This window comes from Sphingomonas sanguinis, assembly GCF_019297835.1.
GTDB classification, from domain to species: domain Bacteria; phylum Pseudomonadota; class Alphaproteobacteria; order Sphingomonadales; family Sphingomonadaceae; genus Sphingomonas; species Sphingomonas sanguinis_D.
Genome location: NZ_CP079203.1, coordinates 3761264 through 3782485 on the forward strand (window position 1 = coordinate 3761264; position 21222 = coordinate 3782485).

14 protein-coding genes are annotated in these 21222 nt (G+C 67.0%); 7 read left to right on the forward strand and 7 right to left on the reverse strand.

Annotated elements, in window-relative coordinates; genetic code table 11:
• Window positions 1-111 precede the first annotated feature (111 nt).
• The 4 genes from KV697_RS17520 to KV697_RS17535 all read right to left on the reverse strand — a co-directional run bounded on the left by KV697_RS17520 (window position 112) and on the right by KV697_RS17535 (window position 6297).
• On the reverse strand, window positions 112-1080 hold the full coding sequence (locus KV697_RS17520; protein WP_219019269.1) for a family 43 glycosylhydrolase: 969 nt from the start codon (window positions 1078-1080) through the stop codon (window positions 112-114).
• 110 nt (window positions 1081-1190) lie between these two features.
• The gene (locus KV697_RS17525; RefSeq protein WP_219019270.1) at window positions 1191-2489 is read right to left on the reverse strand and encodes a glycoside hydrolase family 28 protein; all 1299 of its coding nucleotides are present in this window, start codon (window positions 2487-2489) and stop codon (window positions 1191-1193) included.
• A gap of 83 nt (window positions 2490-2572) precedes the next feature.
• Window positions 2573-3940: a glycoside hydrolase family 27 protein gene (locus KV697_RS17530; protein WP_219019271.1), complete on the reverse strand. Its 1368-nt coding sequence runs from the start codon at window positions 3938-3940 to the stop codon at window positions 2573-2575.
• Window positions 3941-4035: 95 nt separating this feature from the next.
• Entirely contained in the window at window positions 4036-6297 is a 2262-nt protein-coding gene (locus KV697_RS17535) for a TonB-dependent receptor (RefSeq protein ID WP_257575413.1), read from the reverse strand.
• Window positions 6298-6482: 185 nt separating this feature from the next.
• On the opposite strand from KV697_RS17535, the gene KV697_RS17540 reads away from it, so the two are divergent.
• Window positions 6483-8030, forward strand: a complete 1548-nt coding sequence (locus KV697_RS17540) for a sensor histidine kinase (protein WP_219019272.1) — start codon at window positions 6483-6485, stop codon at window positions 8028-8030.
• Window positions 8031-8033: 3 nt separating this feature from the next.
• Here KV697_RS17540 and KV697_RS17545 read toward each other — a convergent pair whose 3' ends face one another.
• Window positions 8034-9041 (reverse strand): SMP-30/gluconolactonase/LRE family protein, encoded by a 1008-nt coding sequence (locus KV697_RS17545; protein ID WP_219019273.1) that lies wholly within the window; start codon window positions 9039-9041, stop codon window positions 8034-8036.
• Window positions 9042-9155: 114 nt separating this feature from the next.
• On the opposite strand from KV697_RS17545, the gene KV697_RS17550 reads away from it, so the two are divergent.
• The gene (locus tag KV697_RS17550; protein ID WP_219019274.1) at window positions 9156-10235 is read left to right on the forward strand and encodes a PLP-dependent cysteine synthase family protein; all 1080 of its coding nucleotides are present in this window, start codon (window positions 9156-9158) and stop codon (window positions 10233-10235) included.
• 4 nt (window positions 10236-10239) lie between these two features.
• Here KV697_RS17550 and lldD read toward each other — a convergent pair whose 3' ends face one another.
• Window positions 10240-11382, reverse strand: a complete 1143-nt coding sequence (gene lldD / locus KV697_RS17555; RefSeq protein WP_219019275.1) for an FMN-dependent L-lactate dehydrogenase LldD — start codon at window positions 11380-11382, stop codon at window positions 10240-10242.
• Between the two features lie 105 nt (window positions 11383-11487).
• Between lldD and KV697_RS17560 the strand changes: the two genes are divergently transcribed.
• A complete protein-coding gene (locus KV697_RS17560) occupies window positions 11488-12459 on the forward strand; it encodes a 2-hydroxyacid dehydrogenase (RefSeq protein WP_219019276.1) in 972 nt (323 codons plus the stop codon).
• Window positions 12449-13237: a kinase gene (locus tag KV697_RS17565; RefSeq protein WP_219019277.1), complete on the forward strand. Its 789-nt coding sequence runs from the start codon at window positions 12449-12451 to the stop codon at window positions 13235-13237. The genes KV697_RS17560 and KV697_RS17565 overlap by 11 nt, the downstream gene beginning before the upstream one ends.
• 234 nt (window positions 13238-13471) lie before the next feature.
• On the opposite strand, the gene KV697_RS17570 is transcribed toward KV697_RS17565, so the two are convergent.
• On the reverse strand, window positions 13472-16321 hold the full coding sequence (locus KV697_RS17570; protein WP_219019278.1) for a TonB-dependent receptor: 2850 nt from the start codon (window positions 16319-16321) through the stop codon (window positions 13472-13474).
• Between the two features lie 226 nt (window positions 16322-16547).
• On the opposite strand from KV697_RS17570, the gene KV697_RS17575 reads away from it, so the two are divergent.
• From KV697_RS17575 to KV697_RS17585, 3 genes are read left to right on the forward strand one after another with little or no spacing between them, the layout of a single operon-like run.
• On the forward strand, window positions 16548-17693 hold the full coding sequence (locus KV697_RS17575; RefSeq protein ID WP_219019279.1) for a mandelate racemase/muconate lactonizing enzyme family protein: 1146 nt from the start codon (window positions 16548-16550) through the stop codon (window positions 17691-17693).
• The gene (locus KV697_RS17580) at window positions 17690-19015 is read left to right on the forward strand and encodes an MFS transporter (protein WP_219019280.1); all 1326 of its coding nucleotides are present in this window, start codon (window positions 17690-17692) and stop codon (window positions 19013-19015) included. Before KV697_RS17575 ends, KV697_RS17580 begins: the two co-directional genes overlap by 4 nt.
• Before the next feature lie 41 nt (window positions 19016-19056).
• A complete protein-coding gene (locus KV697_RS17585) occupies window positions 19057-21153 on the forward strand; it encodes a right-handed parallel beta-helix repeat-containing protein (RefSeq protein WP_257575416.1) in 2097 nt (698 codons plus the stop codon).
• Window positions 21154-21222: the final 69 nt, after the last annotated feature.

A 21222-nucleotide genomic window follows, 5' to 3' on the forward strand; every position in this document is an offset into this window, starting at 1 on the left:
CACGCTGCCTCCCCTTGCGCAAATCCTAACCGCAAAGATCGGCCCGTGATGCTTGGGCACCGTTTTCGGAATTAATTCAGATGGTTAACGCGAATTAACTTCGCGCAAGATTTAGCGCCGCCCGGCGACGGTCGGGGCATCGGCATCGGTCATGCGGACAGGGTGGATGCGGCCGTCGGGCGCATAGGAGAGGCGGTCGATCGCCACGACCCGCTCGCCCTGAAACGGGCCGGGTCCGGGCGCGCGGTCCCAGCGGTGATAGACGATCAGCGAGCGGCCATCCGGCAGCGTGACGAAGCTGTGATGGCCTGGACCCTGATGCCGCGCGTCGCTGGTCAGGATCGCGCCGCGATAGCGCCATGGTCCGGTGGGCGAGGGGGCGGTGGCGTAATGGACCGAATAATCGGGGCCGTTGAACCGTCCATGGCTGTAGGACAGGTAATAGGTGCCGCCGCGCTCATGCATGAAGGCCCCTTCGGTGAAGTTCGGCGGGGTGGCGACCTTCACCTCGCCCGCGATGCTGACCATGTCGGGCCGGAGTTCCCAGACGCGCAAGCGGGCGCCCGCGCTGCCGCCCGCATAGAGATAGATTTTGCCCGACCGACGATCGGTGAAGACCATCGGGTCGATCGCCTCGAACGCCTTGTCGCCGGTCACCAGCGGATGGCCGCTGTCGCGATACGGCCCCTCGGGCCGGTCGGCGACCGCGACGCCGATCCGGCTGGGCGTCGGGCTCTGCGGCCCGACCGAATAATAGAGGTAATAGCGGCCGTTCCGGGTCGCTACGCCGGGCGCCCAGAGGAAATGCTCGGGCGCGCCGTCATCCTTGATCCAGCCTATCTGGTCGCGGCGGATCAGCTCGCCGCGCGGGCGCCATGTCTTCAGGTCGCGACTGGAAAAGGCGCCGAAGCGATCGGCCGCCCAGCTTCCGCCCGGCCCGCCGGTCGGGAAGATCCACAGTTCGTCGCCGATCATCATCGCATGGGGATCGGCCCCCTCGAACTGCGGATTGCGGGCGATCCCCGCCGCCGCGACGGTCAGCGCCAGCCCGGCGGCGGCGAATGCGCTCAGTCTCTTCATGGTCGTCCTCTCCCGCATCGTCGCGACCATCCGTCCCGCTGATGGCGGTGTCCGGTGGTCGTACGGCTGCAAGCTATTGCCAGAGAGGGATTTGTCTACCCGTCACGACCCTAATTGTTGGTGGGGAAGGGCATCCAGGAAGCGCTGCAATCCGGGGTAGTTCCGGCAAGGGCAGGCGAAGGGGACAGGCCCGGCGGCGTGGGGGAGGCGCCGCCGGGGCCGATGGCGATATGCGCATTCTCGACCTGCCAGACCGCCGACGGATCGAAGCGCACGCTGTCCAGCGTCACGTCCAGCGGATGGCTGGCATCATAGCCGCGCAGGACCAGAGTCCCGTCGCCGCCGGTTACGCCGTTCAGGACGATGTCGCGATAGACCGGAATGGCGCTGCCCCGCGCGGTGGCGTCATAGCGGGTGTCGAAATCGATCGGTCGCCGGTTGCCGCGCAGACATATGCCTTCATAGCGGACCCGCTCCACCAGCCCGCCCCGGCTGGCATCGCTTTTGATCCGCAGGCCCGAGGTCGTGCCGTCGAGCGTCACGTTGCGGACCAGTATGTCGCTGACCCCGGCATTGGTCTCGCTGCCGATCGACAGGCCGTGACCGGCGTAGAAATGGTCGTCGAGGATCGAGATATGGCGAGTGGGGCCATGCCCGGCCTTGATCGCGATATTGTCGTCGCCGGTGCGGATGAAGCTGTGGGCGATGGTCACGTCCTGCGACGCGCCGGGGTCGATGCCGTCGGTGTTGCGTGCATCGGTGGGGGTGTCGATCCGTACGCCCCAAAGGGTCGCTCCCTGCACGTCGTTGAGGACGATATGGAAATTGGGGGCGTTGCGGAATGTCGTGCGGTAGAAGGTCAGGTCGCGGGCATGATCCGCCTCGACCAGCCGGGGGTTGTTCTGCTTGCCGCCTTCGCGTTGCGCGCGCCGCGCGAGTTGCCACCAGCTTTCGCTCTGCCCGGTCATCACCGCGCCGCCCGATCCGTCGATCACGCCGTCCCCGACGATGCCGCCGCCGCGCGTGCCCTCGAAGCCGATGAAGGGCAGGCAGCCATTGCCCTTGGCCGCGATCGTGCCGCACAATCCCTGGCCCCGGTCATAGGCGCGCGGGTCGGGCACCGCGACCAGCGTGACGCCGCGATCGAGCCACAGCGTCACGCCCGACTTCATGCGCAGCGGGCCGCTGACGAAAGTCCCCGTGACCAGTCGAACGGCGGCGCCCGACGGGCAATGGTCGATCGCCGCCTGAAGCCGCCGCGTCTCCGTCCGCCAGTCCGCCCCGTCTGCCGACAGGCTGACGCACGCCTCGGCGGGCAGATGTGGTTCGGCTACGGATCGGCGATCCTGCGCCATGGCGGGCGCGGCGAGCAACAGCAGCACGGGCAGCAGGCGAGGGGAAAGCGGCATGACCCTGATCCTCTTATCGGACCCAGGCGTCATGCCACCGCCACCCCCGATACGGCATGGCCGTTTCAGGACGGTTCGTTCATTCAGGCCCGCAGGCGGTACAGCCCTGCGCCATGCGGCGGCAGCGTCTGCGCGAAGCGACCCTTCGCCTTGCCCAGCGATGCGCCGCTCCACAGGTCGGTCACGTCGACCTCGCCCGATAGGCCCAGATAATGGAGCGCCAGGCCGACCTCCTTCGGGCCGCCGCCGGTGTTGAACAGCGCCAGATAACGGTCGCCGGGGGCGCCCTCGGGCTTGGCGGACCAGATACGCGTGCCGTCCTCGATGAAATGCGGCTGATTGTCGGTCGAGGCCTGGTTGACCGCGATCACCGCGCGGTTGGTCAGCAGCGCCAGCGTGGGCGCATTCAGATAGCGCAGGTCGCCGCCCATGATAAGCGGCGAGCGCGCGATCGACCACAGGGTCATCAGCGTGCGCTGTTCGTCGGGCGTGAACTTGGTGTCGCGCTTGCCCAGCGCCAGGCGGCCGAGCGGCAGCATGTCGGCATCGGGCCACGAACCCGGCCCGCGATAGGGCGTCCAATTCTCCAGCCGGGTGAACTGCGCCTCCAGCATCGACCATTCGTCCCAGAAATCGTCCGAGATGCGCCACATCTGCGCAAAGCGGCGGACATGCGGGCCACGGATCACCGGGGTTTCGCCGGGCGACAGGCTGAGGACGATCGGACGGCCGCTATTCTGGATCGCCTTGTGCGCCGCCTCGATCTCAGGCGCGTGCGCGTCATAGGGGCGGCTCATATCGTCCATCTTGACGAAATCGACGCCCCAGAACGCGTAGAGCGCGAACACGCTGTCATAATAGGCCTGCGCGCCGGGCTTGGTCATGTCGACGCCGTACATGTCCGGGTTCCAGGTGCAGATGCTGCTGGTGTCGGCAATGTCGGCGGCGCGGTAGCGGGTGCCCAGGATCGGCAGGTTCTTGCTTACCGCCAGCCGGGGGATGCCGCGCATCAGGTGGATGCCGAACTTCATGCCCATGGCGTGGACGTCCGCCGCCAGCTTCGTGAAGCCCGATCCGTCGGCGCTGGACGGAAAGCGGTTGGGTGCCGGGATCAACCGGCCATAGCCGTCCATCGCGGGCACCGGCGCGGCGTTATATTCGTAGCTCGACGCATCCGGCTCGTACCACTGGATGTCGACGGTGAAGATGTCATAGCCGAAGGGCAGCAGCTTGGCGCGCATGATCGTGGCGGTCTCGCGCGCCTGCGCCTCGGTGATCGTGGTGGCGAAGCTGTTCCAGCTGTTCCAGCCCATGGGCGGGCGGGGCGCGAGCATGGTCGACCGCCCTGCCGCCGCTGCACCTTGTGCTCCGCCCAGCGCCAGCCCGCCGGTGATCGCCGCTCCGCCAGCCAGTGCCTGCCGACGGCTGATCCCGCCCCCGTCCTTGCTCATCATCCACTCCCGTTTCTTTAGTCGAACAAGTGTACGATCTAAGATGGCGATAGCAAGGCGGGATGCCGCTTTATATGTCCGACATTCGCTAAGCGTCAGAAACGCCCCTCGAAACTCAGGCCCAGGATACGCGGATTGGACATGGTGCCACGCACCCGACCGTCGAAATCGGTGAAGAAGGAGGTCGGCTGCTGCCGGTCGAAGATGTTGCTGGCGAGCAGATAGGCGCCGAAATGCCGCCCCTGCCAACCCAGCTTGGCATTGACCAGCGTGATCGGCCGGATGTCGCGCACCGTCTGGTCGATGGTGCTCTGGAAGATGGCGTCGCGATAGGTGGCGTTGATATTGGCGAACAGCCCGCCGGTGCTGCGCCAGGTGCCGCCCCATGACGCGGTCCAGCGCGGCGCATTGGCGAACTCGTTGCCGGTGGCGGACCATTTGGCGATGCCGATCGGCACGGTGAAGTCGAGAAACTCGGTCCGGCTGTGCCCGACGCCCGCATACAGCTCCACCCTGCGCGTCGGCCGCGCGCGCAACTCCGCCTCGAAGCCATAGAGCCGCGACTTGCCCGCATTGACGACCTGGCTGTCGAACACCGCGCCGGGGGTCAGCTGCACCGACACCTGCTGGTCGCGCCAGTCGATATAATAGGCGTTGGCGTTGAAGCTCAGGCGGCGGTCGAACCAGTCGGATCGCAGCGCGACCTCGTAATTCCAGGTATATTCGGGCGCATAGGTAAAGCTCTGGCCGCGCTGCTGGTTGATCCCGGCACCCCCGGCGCGATAGCCGCGCTGCGCCGTGGCGCTCAGCGACGCGTTGGGCGTCACGTCCCAGGTCAGGCCCAGCTTGGGCAGCCAGGCGTCATAGGTGATGGCGCGTGTCGGATCGACGCTGGTCGCACCCGCCGCCGTGGCGAGCAGGATCGCGTTGAGCCGGGTAACGACCGGGGCCAGCGCAGGCACGGACAGCCGTGCGGGATCGGGCAGCGTGCCGTTGAGCACCACCGACTGGCTCGCGCCGCGCAGCTGCCGCTCATTGTCGTAGCGTAGCCCGGCGCGCAACTTCAGGCGGCTGGTGAGCGGAAAGGTCAGATCGGTGAACGCCGCCAGGTTGCGCGTCAGCCGCGGCTGGGTCAGCAGGTTCCTGATTGGAACCACGCCGCCGTAAAAGCCCAGCACCGTATTCACCATGGGCTGCGACAGGCCCAGCGCCAGCAACTGGCGATCGACGCCCAGCCGCGTCAGGTTCATGTTCTGCGTCGCCTCGAACCGATAGTCGCGATTGTCCTCGCGCAGATAATAGGCGCCGATCAGGCCCTGTACCCAGGGCAGGTCGATGCCCAGCCGCACTTCCTGCTGCACCGTTTTCGCCGGGTCGCTGGTCCGGCTCAGCTGGCCGGGGGTAGGGTTGCGGTCGGGATCGGCGATATAGAGCGCACGGACGTTGGAATAGTTGGTGATCGAACTCAGGTCGAAACCGCCGCCCAGCGCATAATGCGCCTCCAGCGTGGCGATATCGCTCACCGTCCGGGTGTTGGTCGCCACATCCTCGGTGACGATGCGGTCGCGTCGGTCATAGGGCGGGTCGAACTCGAACGAATAGGCGCCACGGACATGGCGGTCGTGCATATAGGTGGCGATGACGCGCAACCCCGGCACGGCATCGGGCGTGAAGAGCAGCTTGCCGCGCAGCGTCTCCGATTGGCGGGGATCGGCGTCGCGGTGGAGCGTCGTGTTATAGAGCAGACCGTCCGAACGCGCGATCTCGCCCGCCACGCGGAACGCGATCTGGTCGCCCAGGATCGGGCCGCCCAGCGCGGCGGCGGCGCGGCGCTGTCCATCGGGGCCGGTCAGCATCAGGCGGGCCTTGCCGCTCCACGCATAGGTCGGGTCGGCGGTGCGGATGACCACCGCCCCGGCCAGCGCATTGCGGCCCTGCACCGTCGACTGCGGCCCGCGAAACACCTCGACCTGCGAAATGTCGTACAGGTCCAGCGGACCGCTGTTCAGCGCCGCGCGCGGCAGCACCGCGCCGTCGAGATAGACGCTGGCCAGCGCGCCGTCGCCCGCGCCGGACACGTTGAAGGCGTCGATGCCGCGAATGGTGAAGCTGGTCCGGTCGGCGTTGATCGCGACGTTGGGCGTGCGTTGCAACGCGTCATACATGTCGAGCAGATTCTGGTCGGCGATGGTCTGCGCGGTCGTCACCGCGACGCTGGCGGGCGTATCGCGCAGCGTCCGGTCGGCCTTTTCGCCCATGACCACGATATCGTTGCCCGTCTCCGTCGATGCGGCGTCACTCGCCTGCGATGCGCTGCTTTGCGCCAGACAGGGTGCCGCGACCGAAGACAGCATCATGACCAGCGACGCTCGAACCCACATTTTCCATTCCCCCCATTCGTTGCGAGCGCGAACTAACGAAAGTGAATATGCGAGTCAATTGCAACAGGCTATGTGGTTCTTGCGATGGGTATATGTGCCATGGGACCGGGGCCGGGTGTGTGGTGAATGATCCCCGCCTGAAACTTGTCCCGCACTATGCTATGGCCCGGCGGCCCCGGACCGGGGCGGCAGAGCGGCTGCCATACCGGGCCGGGCAGGATGAGCGAGCGATGCACGGACGACAGGTCGAGTTTCAGGCCAGCCACGAACTGCTTCAAGCGACGATGGACGCGTCGACCGACATGATCCAGGTGTTCGAGGCGATCCGGGACGCAACGGGCCGGATCGTCGATTTCCGCTGGGTGCTGAACAACCACACTTCGGAACGCAAATATGGCGAGGTGCGCGGCGAAAGCCTGTTGCAGCGCAATCCCGGCGTCATCGAAGAGGGCATTTTCGATGCCTTTTGCCGCGTCACCGAAACCGGACTGCCCGAACAGGCCGAGCATCATTACGTCCATGAGCAGTTCGATGGCTGGTTCTTCCAGATAGTCGTGAAGCTGGGCGACGGCGTCGCCACCACCACGCGCGACATCACCGAATGGAAGGAATCGCAGGCGGAGATCGTGCGGCTGCGCGAGGAGGTGGTGAAGGTCAAGCTGGCCGAAACCGAGGGGCAGCTGGCGGCGATCTTCGCCACCGCGCCGGTCGGCATGTCGGTGCTTTCGCTGGATGGCAGCTTCCTGCGGGTGAATGAGGAATTGTGCCGCATCCTCGGCCGCCCGCGCGAAGAGGTGCTGGCGTTGTCCGTGCCGGACGTGACCCATCCCGACGACCTGCAGCCCAGCCTGGTGGCGATCGAGGAGGCTTTGTCCACCGGACGGCCCAGGACTCTCGACAAACGCTATGCCCGCCCCGATGGCTCGCTGGTCTGGGCGAGCAGCACCTTGTCGGTCCTGCCCAGGAGCGATGGCCAGCCCGACCGGCTGCTGGTCGTCACCGCCGACCTGTCCGAGCGCCGCAAGGCGGACGAGGCGCTGCGCCGGAGCGAGGTTCTACAGCGCGTGCTGATCGCCGAATTGCAGCATCGGACCAGCAACTTGCTGGGCGTCGTGCGGTCGATCGCCGAAAATACGGTGCGGGGCGCGAACAGCCTTGCCGAGTTTCGCACGCATTTCGACGACCGGCTGGACGCGCTGTCGCGGGTGCAGGCGCTGTTGTCGCGGTTGAGCGAGCAGGACCGGGTGACATTCGATGACCTGCTCCGTGCCGAGCTGGCGGCGATGGATGGGCGCACCGAGGCGGTGACGCTGGACGGTCCGTCCGGGGTCCGCCTGCGCTCCTCGACCGTCCATACGCTGGCCATGGCGATCCACGAGCTGGCGACCAACGCGATGAAATATGGCGCGCTGGGGCAGGATGGCGGGCGGCTGGCGATCAACTGGACGCTGGAGGCCGAGGGAGCGGACGGCAAGCCCTGGCTGCATATCGACTGGCGCGAAAGCGGTGTCAGGATGCCGCCCGAAGGGGCGTGGCCCAAGGGCACGGGGCAGGGCCGCGAACTGATCGAACGCGCGCTCCCTTACCAGCTCGGCGCCAGGACGACCTATTGCCTGGGCGCGGACGGGGTGCATTGCACCATCGCCATCCCCGTATCGACGACGATCAGCGCAGAGCAGAGCGGCACAGACCAGGGTGGCGCAGGCTAGGTTTCAGCCCTGCCAGCCGGGGCGCAGCGCGACGCGCAGGATGCGGTCGTTCGCCGCCAGGAACAGCGCGCGGCCCGCTTCGCCAAAGGCGCAGTTGGCGATCGGTGCGCCCTGTTCGATCAGGCCCAGCGGCTCGGCCTCGGGCGTCATCAGCATCATGCCGCCCGGCACCGAACAGACCAGGGTGCCGTCGCGCGCGACCTTCATCCCGTCGGGCAGGCCGGGTCCTCCCGCCGCCCGCATCGCCCGCGCATCGAGCAGTATCCGGCGATCGCCGACCTGCCCGCGCGCATCGATGTCATAGACCATGATCCGGGGCGCGGCCTCGTCCGACACCGACACATAGAGCCGCCGCTCGTCGGGCGACATCGCGATGCCGTTGGGGCGGGTGAGGGTGCCGTCGATCAGATCGACCTTGCCATCGGGCCGCCGCCGATAGACGCCGTTGACCGGCTGTTCCTTCAGCGGCGACGTGTCCCCGTCCTTGAAGCCGTAAGGCGGATCGGTGAACCAGATCGCGCCGTCCTTCGCGACATGCAGGTCGTTGGGGCTGCTGAACCGCTTGCCCGCATAACGATCGGCCAGCACGGTGCGGCGGCCGGTCTTCAGGTCCACCCGGTCGATGCTTCGTCCGCCGCTATTGGCGATCAGCAGCGCGCCGCTGGCGTCAAGCGCCAGTCCGTTGGCGCCCGGCTCGCGGACCAGCGCCGGATCGGTGCCCGCCGCGCCCGAGGGGTTCAGCACCACCGACACGCCCCCCCCGCGCTGCCAGCGGCGGACGATATTGGCGGGCGGATCGGCGAACAGCAGGTATCCGCCGCCCGGCACCCAGACCGGCCCCTCGGCCCAGCGTATGCCGGTTGCGATCACCTCAGGCTCGGTGCCCGGCGCGATCATCCGGTCGAGCCTGGGCGACAGGCGGCGGAGGCGCGGCGTCGTCTCGGCCGCGAGGGCGGGGGCGGCGGCCAGCGCGAGACCGGCGGCGAGGACGGAGCGGCGGGAAGCGATCATGACGCCAGCATGGGCGAAGCCGCCCACGCCCGCAAGTTCATGGACCGGATGGCATCTTTCCCAAACCCGTCATTCGCGCCTATGAGGCGCGGCATGGGGACGAAGGGGGCGAGCATGACCAATCAGCGCAGCAAGGCGGAGCTGTGCGCTTGGCGGGCGGACGCGATCCACCGGATCGAGGCGGACTTCAACCGCTCGGCCGACACGCACCTGATCCGCGTCGAGCTGCCGCGCTATCCGGGCATCACGCTGTATTTGAAGGACGAAAGCAGCCATCCGACCGGGAGCCTGAAGCATCGGCTGGCGCGCTCGCTGTTCCTGTACGCGCTGTGCAATGGCTGGATCGGGCCGGATACCTGCGTGATCGAATCCTCGTCCGGCTCGACGGCGGTCAGCGAGGCGTATTTCGCCAGGATGCTGGGCCTGCGGTTCATCGCGGTGGTCCCCGCCTCGACCGCCGCGCCCAAGCTGGATGCGATCCGCTTTCATGGCGGCGAGATTCATGCGGTCGACGATCCGCGCACCGTTTATGACGTGTCCAACGCCCTCGCGGCGGAGACGGGCGGCCATTATCTCGACCAGTTCACCTATGCCGAGCGCGCGACCGACTGGCGCGGCAACAACAACATCGCCGAGAGCATCTTCGCCCAGATGTCGGCGGAGGAATATCCCATTCCGCGCTGGATCGTCTGCGGGGCGGGGACCGGCGGCACCTCGGCGACGATCGGGCGGTTCATCGCCTATCAGCGCCATGCCACGCAGCTGTGCGTGGCGGACCCGGTCCATTCGGTCTTCCACCGCCACTTTGCCGACCGCAGCGCATCCTCGCTGCCCGAGGGGTGCGCGAGCTGTATCGAGGGGATCGGGCGGCCGCGCGTCGAGCCCAGCTTCATCCCCTCGGTGATCGACCGGATGATCGCGGTCGAGGACGCTGCCAGCATCGGCGCGATGCGCGCGCTGTCGGCACGGCTGGGGCGGCGGGTCGGCGGTTCCACCGGCACCAACCTGATCGCCTGCGCGCAACTGATTGAGGAAATGGCGGCGGCGGGCGAGCGCGGCTCGATCGTCACGCTGCTATGCGATGGTGGCGAACGCTATGGCTGTACCTATTATGACGATGCGTGGCTGGACGCGCGCGGCATCGACTGGCGCCCCCATGCCGCGCAGATGGAGGCGCTGCTCGCCAGCGCCTGAAGGGTCAGGGGCGGTCGGTCAGGATCGAGGCGTCGATCTCGGCCAGGCTGCGCACGCCGGTCAGCGCCATGGCGACGCGCATCTCGCGCTCGATCAGGTCAAGCAGCTTGGTGACGCCCGCTTCTCCCTCGGCCGCCAACGCATAGAGCCAGGCGCGGCCGAGCAGCACGCCCTCCGCCCCCAGCGCCAGCATCCGCACCACGTCCAGCCCCGAGCGGATGCCGGAATCGGCCAGCAAGGTCAGCCGCCCCTTCACTGCCTCGGCAATGGCGGGCAGCGCGCGGGCGGTGGACGAGGCTCCGTCGAGCTGACGCCCGCCATGATTGGACACGACGATGCCGTCCGCCCCGGCATCCACCGCCGCACGGGCATCGTCGGGGTCGAGAATACCCTTGATGATGAGCGGCCCGTCCCAGGCGGCGCGAATCCAGGCGATGTCCTTCCACGCGATCGACGGATCGAAATTCGCGCCCAGCCAGCCCATATAGTCGTTCATGCCCGACGCCTTGCCCAGCACCTGCGTCAGATTGCCCAGCGCGTGCGGGCGACCCTGCATCCCGACATCCCAGGCCCAGCCGGGCTTGCCCATCGCCTGGATCATCCGGCGCAGTGGCGCATTCGGCCCGGCCATCCCGGCATGGGCGTCGCGGTAGCGGCTGCCCGGCACCGGCATGTCGACGGTGAAGACCAGGGTTTCCGCGCCCTGCTCCTTCGCGGTGGCGATCAGGTCCGCCATGAATGCCCGGTCGCGGATGACGTAGAGCTGGAACCAGAGCGGCCCTGGCGTCGCCCGGCGCACCTCGCTCAGCGAGCACAGGCCGACCGTCGACATGGTGAAGGGGATGCCCGCCCGGCTCGCCGCGCGGGCTGCCTGCACCTCGCCGCGCCGCCGGAACATGCCGCCGATCCCGATCGGCCCCAGTGCGAGGGGCAGGGTGCGGGTGCGGCCAAACAACTCGGCGGTCAGGTCGATCTCCGACACATCGCGCAGCACCCGCTGCTTCAGGCCCAGCCGCGCCAGATCGTCGACATTGGCGCGCAGCGTCATCTCGCTGCCCGCGCCGCCATCGGCATAGTCGAACAGGAAACGCGGCAGCCGCGCTCTGGCGGCGTTGCGGAAATCAAGAGGTGACGAAATGATCGCCATAAGATACGGCCTAACTGAAATATCAGAGTCGCTTTCTTGCAGATCGACGTGATTTCGGCAAGCTGACGCGGCAGAGACGAACAGGGCGGAGGATGACCGATCATCATGACTGACAGGCTCAAATTGCTCGTTACCCGCCGCCTGCCGGAATTCGTCGAGCAGCATCTGTCCGCCACCTGGGATACGACGTTGAATGCCGATGATACGCCGCTGAGCCGCGACGCACTGGTTCGGGCGATGACCGAATATGACGCCTGGATGCCGACGATCACCGACCGGGTCGATGCGGAATTGATCGCGACGCCGGGGCGCCGGGTTCGCATTCTCGCCAATTACGGGGCGGGGGTCGACCATATCGATCTGGCCGCCGCGCGCGCCGCCGGGCTGGTCGTGACCAACACCCCCGATGTGCTGACCGAGGCGACGGCGGAGATCGCGGTCCTGCTGATGCTGATGGCCGCGCGCCGGGCGGGCGAGGGCGAGCGTGAGTTGCGCAGCGGTGAATGGACCGGCTGGCGGCCCTCGCACCTGATCGGGCAGGGGCTTTCGGGCAAGACGCTGGGGCTGATCGGCTTTGGCCGGATCGCGCAGGCGACGGCGGTCAAGGCGCGCGGGCTGGGGATGCGGATTCGCTATGCCAGCCGCTCCGCCGCCGCGCCCGAGGTGGAACGCGCACTCGACGCGACCCGCGCCGCCTCGCCCGAAGCACTGGCGGCGGAGTGCGATGTCCTGTCACTGCACGTCCCCGGCGGCGAGGAGACGCGGCATCTGGTCGACGCGGCGTTGCTGGCGAAGATGCAGCCGCATGCGATCATCGTGAACACCGCGCGCGGCCCGGTCATCGACGAGGACGCGCTGGTCGAGGCGCTGCATCTGGGGCGGATCGGCGGCGTCGGGCTGGACGTGTATGAGCGCGAGCCGAAGGTGCATCCCGGCCTGCTGGCGCATCCGCGCGCCGTCCTGCTGCCGCATCTGGGCAGTGCCACGATCGAAGCGCGGACGGCGATGGGGATGCGCGCGGCGAGCAATCTCGCGGCCTTCGATCGGGGCGAGGAACCGGCCGACCGTGTCGCCTGAAACGGCGATCGCGGCGCTGGCCGTAGAGCGGCTTGCCCGGCGGCGGCCGGGTGATCCGCCGCTGATACTGGGGCTGTGCGGTGCGCAAGGGAGCGGCAAGTCGACCGTCGCCGCGCGGTTGGCGGCGCAGGTGGAGCGAAGCGCGATCCTGTCGCTCGACGACCTTTATCTCACCCGCGCCGAGCGGCAGACGATGGCGCGCGAGGTGCATCCGCTGTTCGCGACGCGCGGCGTGCCGGGCACGCATGACGTGGCGCTGGGCGTCGAGACGATCGCCGCCGTCATACGCGGCGAGGCGGTGCCCCTGCCACGCTTCGACAAGGCGATCGACGACCGTGCGCCGCGATCAACCTGGCCCTGCGCGCCCAAGGGGTGCGAGTTGCTGATCTTCGAGGGCTGGTGCGTCGGTGCGCGAGCGCAGGATGACGCCGAACTGGCCGCGCCGCTCAACGCGCTGGAGGCGTTGGAGGATGCGGACGGGATCTGGCGCCGGCATGTGAACGCCGCGCTGGCGACCGACTATCCGCGCCTGTTCGCAGCCCTGGATGCGCTGGTGCTGATGATGCCGCCGGAATGGTCCACCGTCCTGCGCTGGCGCACCCAGCAGGAAGAGGCGCTGCGCCGGGTGCGTGGCGCCGGAGCGGGGGTGATGGACGATGCGCAACTCGCCCGTTTCGTCAGCCATTACGAGCGGCTGACCCGTCACATCTGGGCCGAGATGCCCGACCGTGCCGATCTGTGCCTGAAGCTGGCCGAGGATCGCAGCCTGCTCGCCTGACCGGCGTTTCCGCCGGTAATCCACATTCCCCTAATTCCTCTCCTGCAAGGGGAGGGGGACCAGCGAAGCTGGTGGAGGGGTGTCCCCTCTCGATAGGGCGGCACCCCTCCGTCAGGGCTGATGCGCTGCCACCTCCCCTTGCAGGGGAGGAATTTCGGCCCCTTTCCTCTTCGCCCAAACAAAAAAAGGCCCGGTGCGTGAACACCGGGCCAGTTGGGGAAACGGTGGAAAGGATCAGAACGAGGCGCGGACACCGAAGTTGAAGCGCGTGCCGAAGTTCTGGATGTTCTTCACCCGCTCTTCGAGGACCGAATAGTCGAAGGTGTAGGTGTTGGTCAGGTTGACGCCCTGGACATAGACCTGGAACGCGGGCGTGATGTCGTAGGAGGCGCTGAAGTCCAGCTGGCCATAGGCGCGGCGGTTTTCCGGCTGGCCATAATCGCTCAGGCAGCTGCGCAGGAAGGACGAGCGCCAATTGTACGAGGCGCGGGCCTGGATGCCGTATTTCTGGTAGAACAGGCTGCCGTTCGCGGAGTGCGGCGACAGGCCGTTATAGCCGCAGGCGCTGTTGGTATTGGCCGCGCGCTTCGCGGTGTCGCTGACATAGGTATAGTTGCCCGCGACGCCGAAACCACCCAGGAAGCCTGAGACGATGCGGTCGGCGGTCAGCTGTGCCCCCAGTTCGACGCCCGCGACCGATCCGGTCGCGCCGTTGCGGGTGCGGGTATCCTGGAAGGTGTATTGGCCGATCTGGATCGGCAGCGTCTGCTGTTCCAGGAAGTCCGAGAATTCCTTGTAGAAGCCCGCGACGCTGACATAGCTGATGTCCGAGATGTAGAATTCATAGGACAGGTCGTAGTTGGTCGACTTGAACGGGCGCAGCGTCGGATTGCCGCCACCCGAGACCGCGGCGGTCACGCGGCCATTGTAGAAATTGTTGACGCCCAGATCGGTCAGCGTCGGCCGGGTGATGGTCTGCGAGAAGGCGCCCCGCAACAGCATCCGGTCGGTCAGATTATATTTGACGTTCGCCGAGGGCAGGAAGTTGCGATAATGGTTGCGGACGTTGACCGCGGTAGGATTGCCGAGCGGGATGTTCAGATTGTCGTCGCCCGGATTGACGAAGATGCCCAGGATCGGCTGGGTGAAGCCGCTCGACACCACCGACGTGTCGGTGACGCGGAAGCCGACATTGCCCGACCAGCGCGGGCCGCCCAGCCCGACGTTCAGATATCCGGCCCAGACCTTTTCCACGACGTCGAGCAGCTGGCCGGGGCGATCGCGCAGGCCGAAGGGCCCGCCGGGCAGCGCCAGCTGCTGCGCCGCGACCGCCGCCTGCTGTGCCGCCGTGCGCCCCTGCCTCGCCTGCGCCAGCACCGAGGGCTGTGACAGATAGGCGAGCACCGCCGCCGGGTCGAAGGTCAGGAAGTTGACCGGCGCCTTGTCGCTGCCCGAAATCTTGGGGAGGTAATTTTGCAGCGTATAGGGCGACAGCAGGTTGGCCGGCACGGGAATGTCATAGCCGCAATAGGTGCAGACCGTGTCCTCGTTATTGGCGTTGGTCTGCGTCTTGTGCCGCCGGTTGAAAGCCGCACCGAACAGGATCGACTTGACCGGGCCGTCATCCTCGTTGCGATAATCGCCGTCGAAGTGGAACTCTGTGCCCTGGTCGCGGACGCGGCCTTCGCCGACCGAGCTGTAATGCGCGCGCATCAGCGACGGGTCGGTGACATTGCCCAGATTGCTGATGATCGGCATGGTCACGCCGGGCAGCAGGTCATAGCGCGGTGCGCTCTGTGCCAGCGCGCCGACGACGATGAAGGCCCCCGGCGTGCGGTTCTTGGCCTGGGTGGTCGAGGCGTCGAACTTCAGGTCCAGATTGTCGGCCACGCTCCACTTCAGGTTGCTGCCGATCTGGTAGCTGTTGCTGAAGCGATTGCCATAGGTCGAGGCATTGTCGTTCTGCGACACGGTCACGCGCTGGTCGCCCAGGGCCGGATCGGTCAGCGCGGGGTTGTTGTTCAGGAACTGTGTGCCCGGCCGGTTGAAGCCGTTGACCGTGCCGTTGGCGTTCGCGGTCAGGCCGATGAAGCGCGGCGTGAAGAACGGCCCGAAATAATGGCCGTTGCTCATCACGTTGAACTTTGAATAGAGCCCGTCGACGGTCAGCAGCAGGCGGTCGCTCAGCTTGGCCTGGAAGGTCGATGCGACGTTCAGGCGCTCGCGGCTTTCGTCATAATGATAAAAGGCGGAATCGCGCGGCGTGTAGATATTGGCGGCGCTGTTGGTCAGTGCGGCGGCGGTCAGCCCGGTCGAGTTGGGCGTGCCGTTGATCAGCCCCTGGCTGCCGGGCAGCCAGCCATGGATGGCGAACTGGTCGAACGCGCTGTAGCGCTTGGTATAGGAGGCCGCGACGACCAGGCCGACCGTCTTGTCCTTGTTCGCGAAGGACGCGGTGCCCGAGAAGTCGGGGCTCGTCTTCTTGGCGAGCGTGTCATACATGCCGCCCGCCGACAGGGTGACGTGCGCGCCGGTCTTCCCTTCCAGCGGCTTGGCGGTGATGATGTTGACGGTCGCGCCGATGCCGCCTTCCTGCAGCTGCGGCACGGTGCTCTTGTAGATTTCGGTACGCTGGATCATGTTCGGCGACAGCACGTCGAACGAGAATTCGCGGCCCGGATTGTCGGTCGCCATGACGCGGCCGTTGACCAGCACAGTGTTGAACTGCGGGCCCAGGCCGCGAACGGTAATGAACTGACCTTCGCCGCCGCTGCGGTCGATCGCGACGCCGGTCACGCGCTGGAGCGAGTCGGCGATGTTGACGTCGGGGAATTTGCCGACATCTTCCGCCGACACCGCGTCGACGATCATCGTCGAGTTGCGCTTGATGGCGGCGGAGGATTTCAGGCTGGCGCGGATGCCGGTGACGATGATGTCGCCGCTGTCGGGATCGCCCGCCGTGGCGCCTTCACCGGACTGGACATCGGCGGGTTGCTGGGTGGCGGCGGTCGGTGTGGTTTGCGCGGCGAGAGCGCCGGGCAGAGCGATGCTGGCAACAGCGCACAGCCAATATGCCTTTTTCATATCCCCTCCTTTTCAACCGCGACCGATTCGATCGTCAGCTTGGCTCAACCGTAATGTTTATTTCGCAATTACGTCAATCAAAATGTGAGAGTGATATTTCACATGCGAGATCAACTGGTTTTGGGATTGACCGACAGGCGGGGGCCGCACCATGATCGTGCGCTGTTACGCATTCGATCCGCCAGCTCAATCAAAATAGAGCGGTTTTGATATTTCAGGAGGGGCAATGTCGGCGAGCAGAATCGCGGATTTCCGTGTTACCCGTTTCCAGTTCCGCCGCGATCGCAGGGTCGGCGACTCGCAGGTCGGCGCGACCCAGGCCAATATCGTCGCGCTGGAGTTGATCGACGAGGCGGGGCGCGTCGGGCTGGGGTTCGTGCAGGTGCTGTTCCAGCCGCTTCTTCCCCAGGGCAATATCGAATGGGCATTCCGAGAGGAGGTCTTCCCGGCGCTGGAAGGGCAGGAGTCCGGAGCGCTGGCCCTGCGGGTCGGGCGGCCGCGCGGGGGCAATGTCCGCCGGATGCTGATCCCGTTCGAGGAAGCGATCCAGCATGCGGTCTGGGACCTGTTCGCACAAAGCTGCGGCCTGCCGCTCTGGCGTCTGCTCGGGGCGCAGCGCCGCACGGTGCCGGTCTATGCCAGCGGCCTGGACTTCCACCTGTCCGACCATGACTTTACCGAGCTGTTCGGCCGCGCCGCGCAGGAGGATTATCGCGGCTACAAGATCAAGGTCGGTCATTCGCTGATCGAGCGCGACCTCCACCGGCTGGACCTGCTCAAAAAGGCGACCGGCAATGACGGGCGGCCGGTGATGATCGACGCAAACGAGGCATGGACCGCCGCCGAGACCCGCGCCGCGCTGGCGCTGTTCGAGCGGGCGGGGCACCGCATCTATTGGGTCGAGGACCCGATCCCGCGCGACGATTTCGACGGGCTGCGCCGGTTGCGGCTGGCCTGTCCCGATACGCGGGTCAACAGCGGCGAGTATCTGGACCTGTCGGGCAAGCGCAAGCTGCTCCAGGCCGAGGCGTGCGACATGCTGAACGTCCATGGCCAGGTCGGCGACGTGATGCGTGCCGGGTGGCTGGCGGGCGAGCACAATGTCGAGGTGACGTTCGGCAACAGCTTCCTGGAGATCGGGGTCAATATGGCGCTGGCGCTGCCGGGCGTTCGATGGTTGGAATACAGCTTCCAGAATTTCGAACATCTGGTCGAGGAGCCTTATGTGATCCGGGACGGCCTGATCCATGGACATGACCGGCCGGGCCATGGCCTGCGGTTGAGCGAGGCGGCGCGTGCCGAGCATCACGCGCCCGAACCGCTGGCGGAGGCACAGCTCCCGCCAGCGCCGACCTGGGTGCGTCCGGCATGAGCGTCGGCTTGACCCCGCCGGTCGAGGAGCCGGCGGCGATCCGCGTCGCGGCCACCGCCTCATCGCCGCTGCCCGGACGGCATTGGGTGACGGGGCGCGAGAAATGGGTGCTGCTCGTATCGCTGGGCGTCGTATTCTTCACGCTGCTGACCCTCTATGCCTCGGCCTTGGGCGTGCTGCTGCCCAACCAGATCCAGGACCTCGATCCGGTCGGCAAGGCGCAGACGCTGGGCATCATCTATGCCATCACCTCGGTCTTCAGCACGCTGACGACGCCGATCGCGGGCGCGCTGTCGGACCGGACGCGCAGCCGGTTCGGGCGGCGGACGCCGTGGATCGTGGTCGGCGCGACGATCGGCGGCATCGCGATCATCCTGACCCCTTATGGCGGCGGGCTGGTCGGGATCACCGCCATCTGGCTGGTGTCGGTGGTGACGCTGAACGCCATGCAACCGGCGATCACCACGCTGGTCGCGGATCGTTTCTCGCCCGAGGAACGCGGGTTGGCGTCGGGCGTGGTCGGCGGTGCGATGACGGCGGGCGTGTCGTTCGGCACCTTCTTCGCGGGCAAGCTCGCCGCGCAGATCCCGCTGGCTTACGGCATCGTTGGCAGCGCGATCATCGTCGTGTGCCTGATCTTCGTCGTCCTCAATCCCGAGCCGCGCGTCGATCTGCCCCCGGACAAGCCCTTCCGCCTGTCCGCCTTTCTCAAGGGCTTCTGGATTTCGCCGCGCAAGCATCCCGATTTCGCCTGGGCGTTTCTGGGCCGCTTCGCCATCTATATGGGCTATCAGGCGATCCTGACCTATCTGCTCTATATCCTGCAGGACCATATCGGGATGAGCCAGGCGGGCGCGAACGAGATGATCGCGACCATGTCGATCATCACCTTCGTTGCGCTGGTCGTGTCCGGGCTGGGGTCGGGCGTGCTCTCGGACAAGCTGGGACGGCGCAAGCCGCTGGTGTTCCTGTCCAGCCTTGTCATGGCGGTGGCGGTGACCATGCCGCTGATCGCACCGACCACCCAGGGGATGATCGCCTATGCGGTGTTGATCGGCCTGGGTTACGGCGCGTTCATGTCGGTCGATCTGGCGCTGATGACGCAGGTCCTGCCCAAGCCGCGCGAGGGCGAGGAGGATGCGACCGGCAAGGACCTGGGCATCCTGACGACGGCGGTCAACGTGCCCCAGATCCTCAGCCCCGTGATGGCCGCCGGATTGTTGTCGATGACGCACAACAGCTATCCGGTGCTGTTCATCATCTCCGGCGTGTTCGTGCTGGTCGGCTCGTTCCTGGTCCTGCCGATCAAGTCCGTCCGCTGAATATGCGCCGCGCCCCGCCCATCGATCGGAGAATGAATCCCATGACCCTTCGCCTGACCCCGATCGCGCTGGCGGGGCTGCTCGCCTCGACCGGGCTTCGTGCCAAGCAACTGCCGCCTGCGCCCGTCATCCCGGCACCGCCCGCCTCGGGCGTTCCCAATTCGCACGAGGCGTTCAGCGCTATCTCGCTGCCCGTCCCGCCCGCCGCCGTGCCGGTCGTCCTGCATGTCGCACCCGGCGGATCGGATGAGGGGGACGGCAGCACCGCGCATCCGCTCCGCTCGCTGGAACGCGCGCAACAGGCGGTGCGGCGGATCAATGGTCAGCATGATGTGACCGTGATGCTGGCGGACGGCACCTATCCGCTCGCAGCCCCCTTGCGCTTCACCGCAGATGACGGCGGGCAGGGGGGGCATGTCGTGCGCTGGCAGGCGGCGGCGGGCGCGCATCCCGTCCTGTCGGGCGGCATGGCGGTCAGCGGATGGACGCTCGCCGACCGGACACGCGACATCTGGGTGGCGACGGTGCCGCGCGGGCTGGATCCGCGCCAGTTCTGGGTCGGCGGACATATGGCGCAGCGCGCCCAGGTCGCGATCCCGCGCACGGCGGTGGCCTTCACTGCTACCGGCATGACGATCACCGACCCCGCCTGGCGCTTCCTCGCCAGCCTGCCCGACCAGTCGCGGATCGAGGTCGAGCAGACCGGCTTCTTCACCGATCGCCGCGCGGTGGTGGAGCGGATCGAGGGCGATACGATCCGGATGCAGCAGCCGGGCTGGCGCAACAACCTGATCGGTTATGACACGCTGGCCAAGACGCTGGCGGGGGATCGCGGGCGGCTATTCCTGGTCAACTCGCTCGCCTTCCTGCGCGAGGGTGGGCAGTGGTTCGTCGATCCGGCGGCGGGCAAGCTCTATTACAAGCCGCGCCAGGGCGAGGATATGCGCCGCCTGGCCGCCGTGCTGCCCCGGCTGGAATCGCTGGTGTCGATCGCGGGCAGCTATGATCGGCCCATCACCGATCTGGCGTTCGACGGCATTGCCTTTCGCCACACCAGCTGGCTCGGCCCGTCCAGCGCGGAGGGCTATGCCAGTCAGCAGAGCGGGTCCTATCTGGCCGGGCTGATTCCGGGGTTCCCGGAGGACCCGATCCGCGATTGCAGCTGGGGATGCTGGGCGTTCGAGACGATGCGCAACCGCTGGCGGCAGCAGCCCGCCGCCGTGCAGGTCGCCGCCGCCGTGCGTGTCACTTTCGATCATGCCGAGTTCAGCCAGCTCGGCCAGATCGGCCTGGGCATCGGCAACAACCCGGAGGCCAATGCCAGCGGCGTCGGTTACGGCGCGGCCGGGGTGGAGGTGCATCGCAGCCGCTTCACCGATCTGGCGGGCGGGGCGATCATGGTCGGCGGCGTGAGCCCCGACGCGCACCACCCGCCGCGCGCCGAGATGGGCGTGCGCAACGTCGTCCTGTCCGACAACCGTATCGAAACCGTGTCGCAGGATTACAAGGAACAGGCTGCGATCCTCGTCACCTATGCGGCGGGTACGGTCGTCACCCATAACGACGTGTCGGACGCGCCCTATGACGGGATTGACATCGGCTGGGGCTGGGGCGTCAACGATCCGGGCGGCAGCGGCGCCTATCGCACCCGGACGCGCGGCTATTACGACCAGCCGGGCAATATCGTCTATGATACGCCGACCATCCTGCGCGATACGGTGGTGCTGGGCAACCGGGTCCATAAGGTCAAGCAGTGGTTCGCCGATGGCGGCGCCATCTATCATCTGTCGGCCGATCCCGGTGCGCTGATCGCCGAGAATTACGTCTATAACGTGCCGGGCGGCATCGGCCTGTATCTCGACGAAGGCTCGCGCTACGTCACGGTACGCAACAATGTGATCGACGGCGTCGGCATCTGGCTGAACGCCAATACGATGGACGGCTATCGCCCGCACCGCACCACGCTGGACAACGCCGCGATCGGCAACTGGTATAATGGCGGGCGACTGAACGGCTCCTGGGACGCCTATATGGACAACCGGTTGATCGACAATCAGAAGGTCGAGGGCAGCGCCTGGCCCGCCGCCGCGCGGGCGGTGATCGACGCATCGGGCGTCCGGCCGGAGAAGGCGAAATGAGCCGCGACGTGGAATATCAGGGCGGTAAGGCTGGTAGCGCTAAAACCCGCAAGGCGTTAGGGAAGGGCA

What these genes read in the sequence shown, in the direction of transcription:
- KV697_RS17575 (WP_219019279.1), top strand. Translation starts at nt 16,548, where the DNA reads ATGTCGGCGAGCAGAATCGCGGATTTCCGTGTTACCCGTTTCCAGTTC.
- KV697_RS17520 (WP_219019269.1), bottom strand. Translation starts at nt 1,080, where the DNA reads ATGAAGAGACTGAGCGCATTCGCCGCCGCCGGGCTGGCGCTGACCGTC.
- KV697_RS17545 (WP_219019273.1), bottom strand. Translation starts at nt 9,041, where the DNA reads ATGATCGCTTCCCGCCGCTCCGTCCTCGCCGCCGGTCTCGCGCTGGCC.
- KV697_RS17530 (WP_219019271.1), bottom strand. Translation starts at nt 3,940, where the DNA reads ATGAGCAAGGACGGGGGCGGGATCAGCCGTCGGCAGGCACTGGCTGGC.
- KV697_RS17580 (WP_219019280.1), top strand. Translation starts at nt 17,690, where the DNA reads ATGAGCGTCGGCTTGACCCCGCCGGTCGAGGAGCCGGCGGCGATCCGC.
- KV697_RS17585 (WP_257575416.1), top strand. Translation starts at nt 19,057, where the DNA reads ATGACCCTTCGCCTGACCCCGATCGCGCTGGCGGGGCTGCTCGCCTCG.
- KV697_RS17550 (WP_219019274.1), top strand. Translation starts at nt 9,156, where the DNA reads ATGACCAATCAGCGCAGCAAGGCGGAGCTGTGCGCTTGGCGGGCGGAC.
- lldD (WP_219019275.1), bottom strand. Translation starts at nt 11,382, where the DNA reads ATGGCGATCATTTCGTCACCTCTTGATTTCCGCAACGCCGCCAGAGCG.
- KV697_RS17525 (WP_219019270.1), bottom strand. Translation starts at nt 2,489, where the DNA reads ATGCCGCTTTCCCCTCGCCTGCTGCCCGTGCTGCTGTTGCTCGCCGCG.
- KV697_RS17535 (WP_257575413.1), bottom strand. Translation starts at nt 6,297, where the DNA reads ATGATGCTGTCTTCGGTCGCGGCACCCTGTCTGGCGCAAAGCAGCGCA.
- KV697_RS17570 (WP_219019278.1), bottom strand. Translation starts at nt 16,321, where the DNA reads ATGAAAAAGGCATATTGGCTGTGCGCTGTTGCCAGCATCGCTCTGCCC.
- KV697_RS17540 (WP_219019272.1), top strand. Translation starts at nt 6,483, where the DNA reads ATGGCCCGGCGGCCCCGGACCGGGGCGGCAGAGCGGCTGCCATACCGG.
- KV697_RS17560 (WP_219019276.1), top strand. Translation starts at nt 11,488, where the DNA reads ATGACTGACAGGCTCAAATTGCTCGTTACCCGCCGCCTGCCGGAATTC.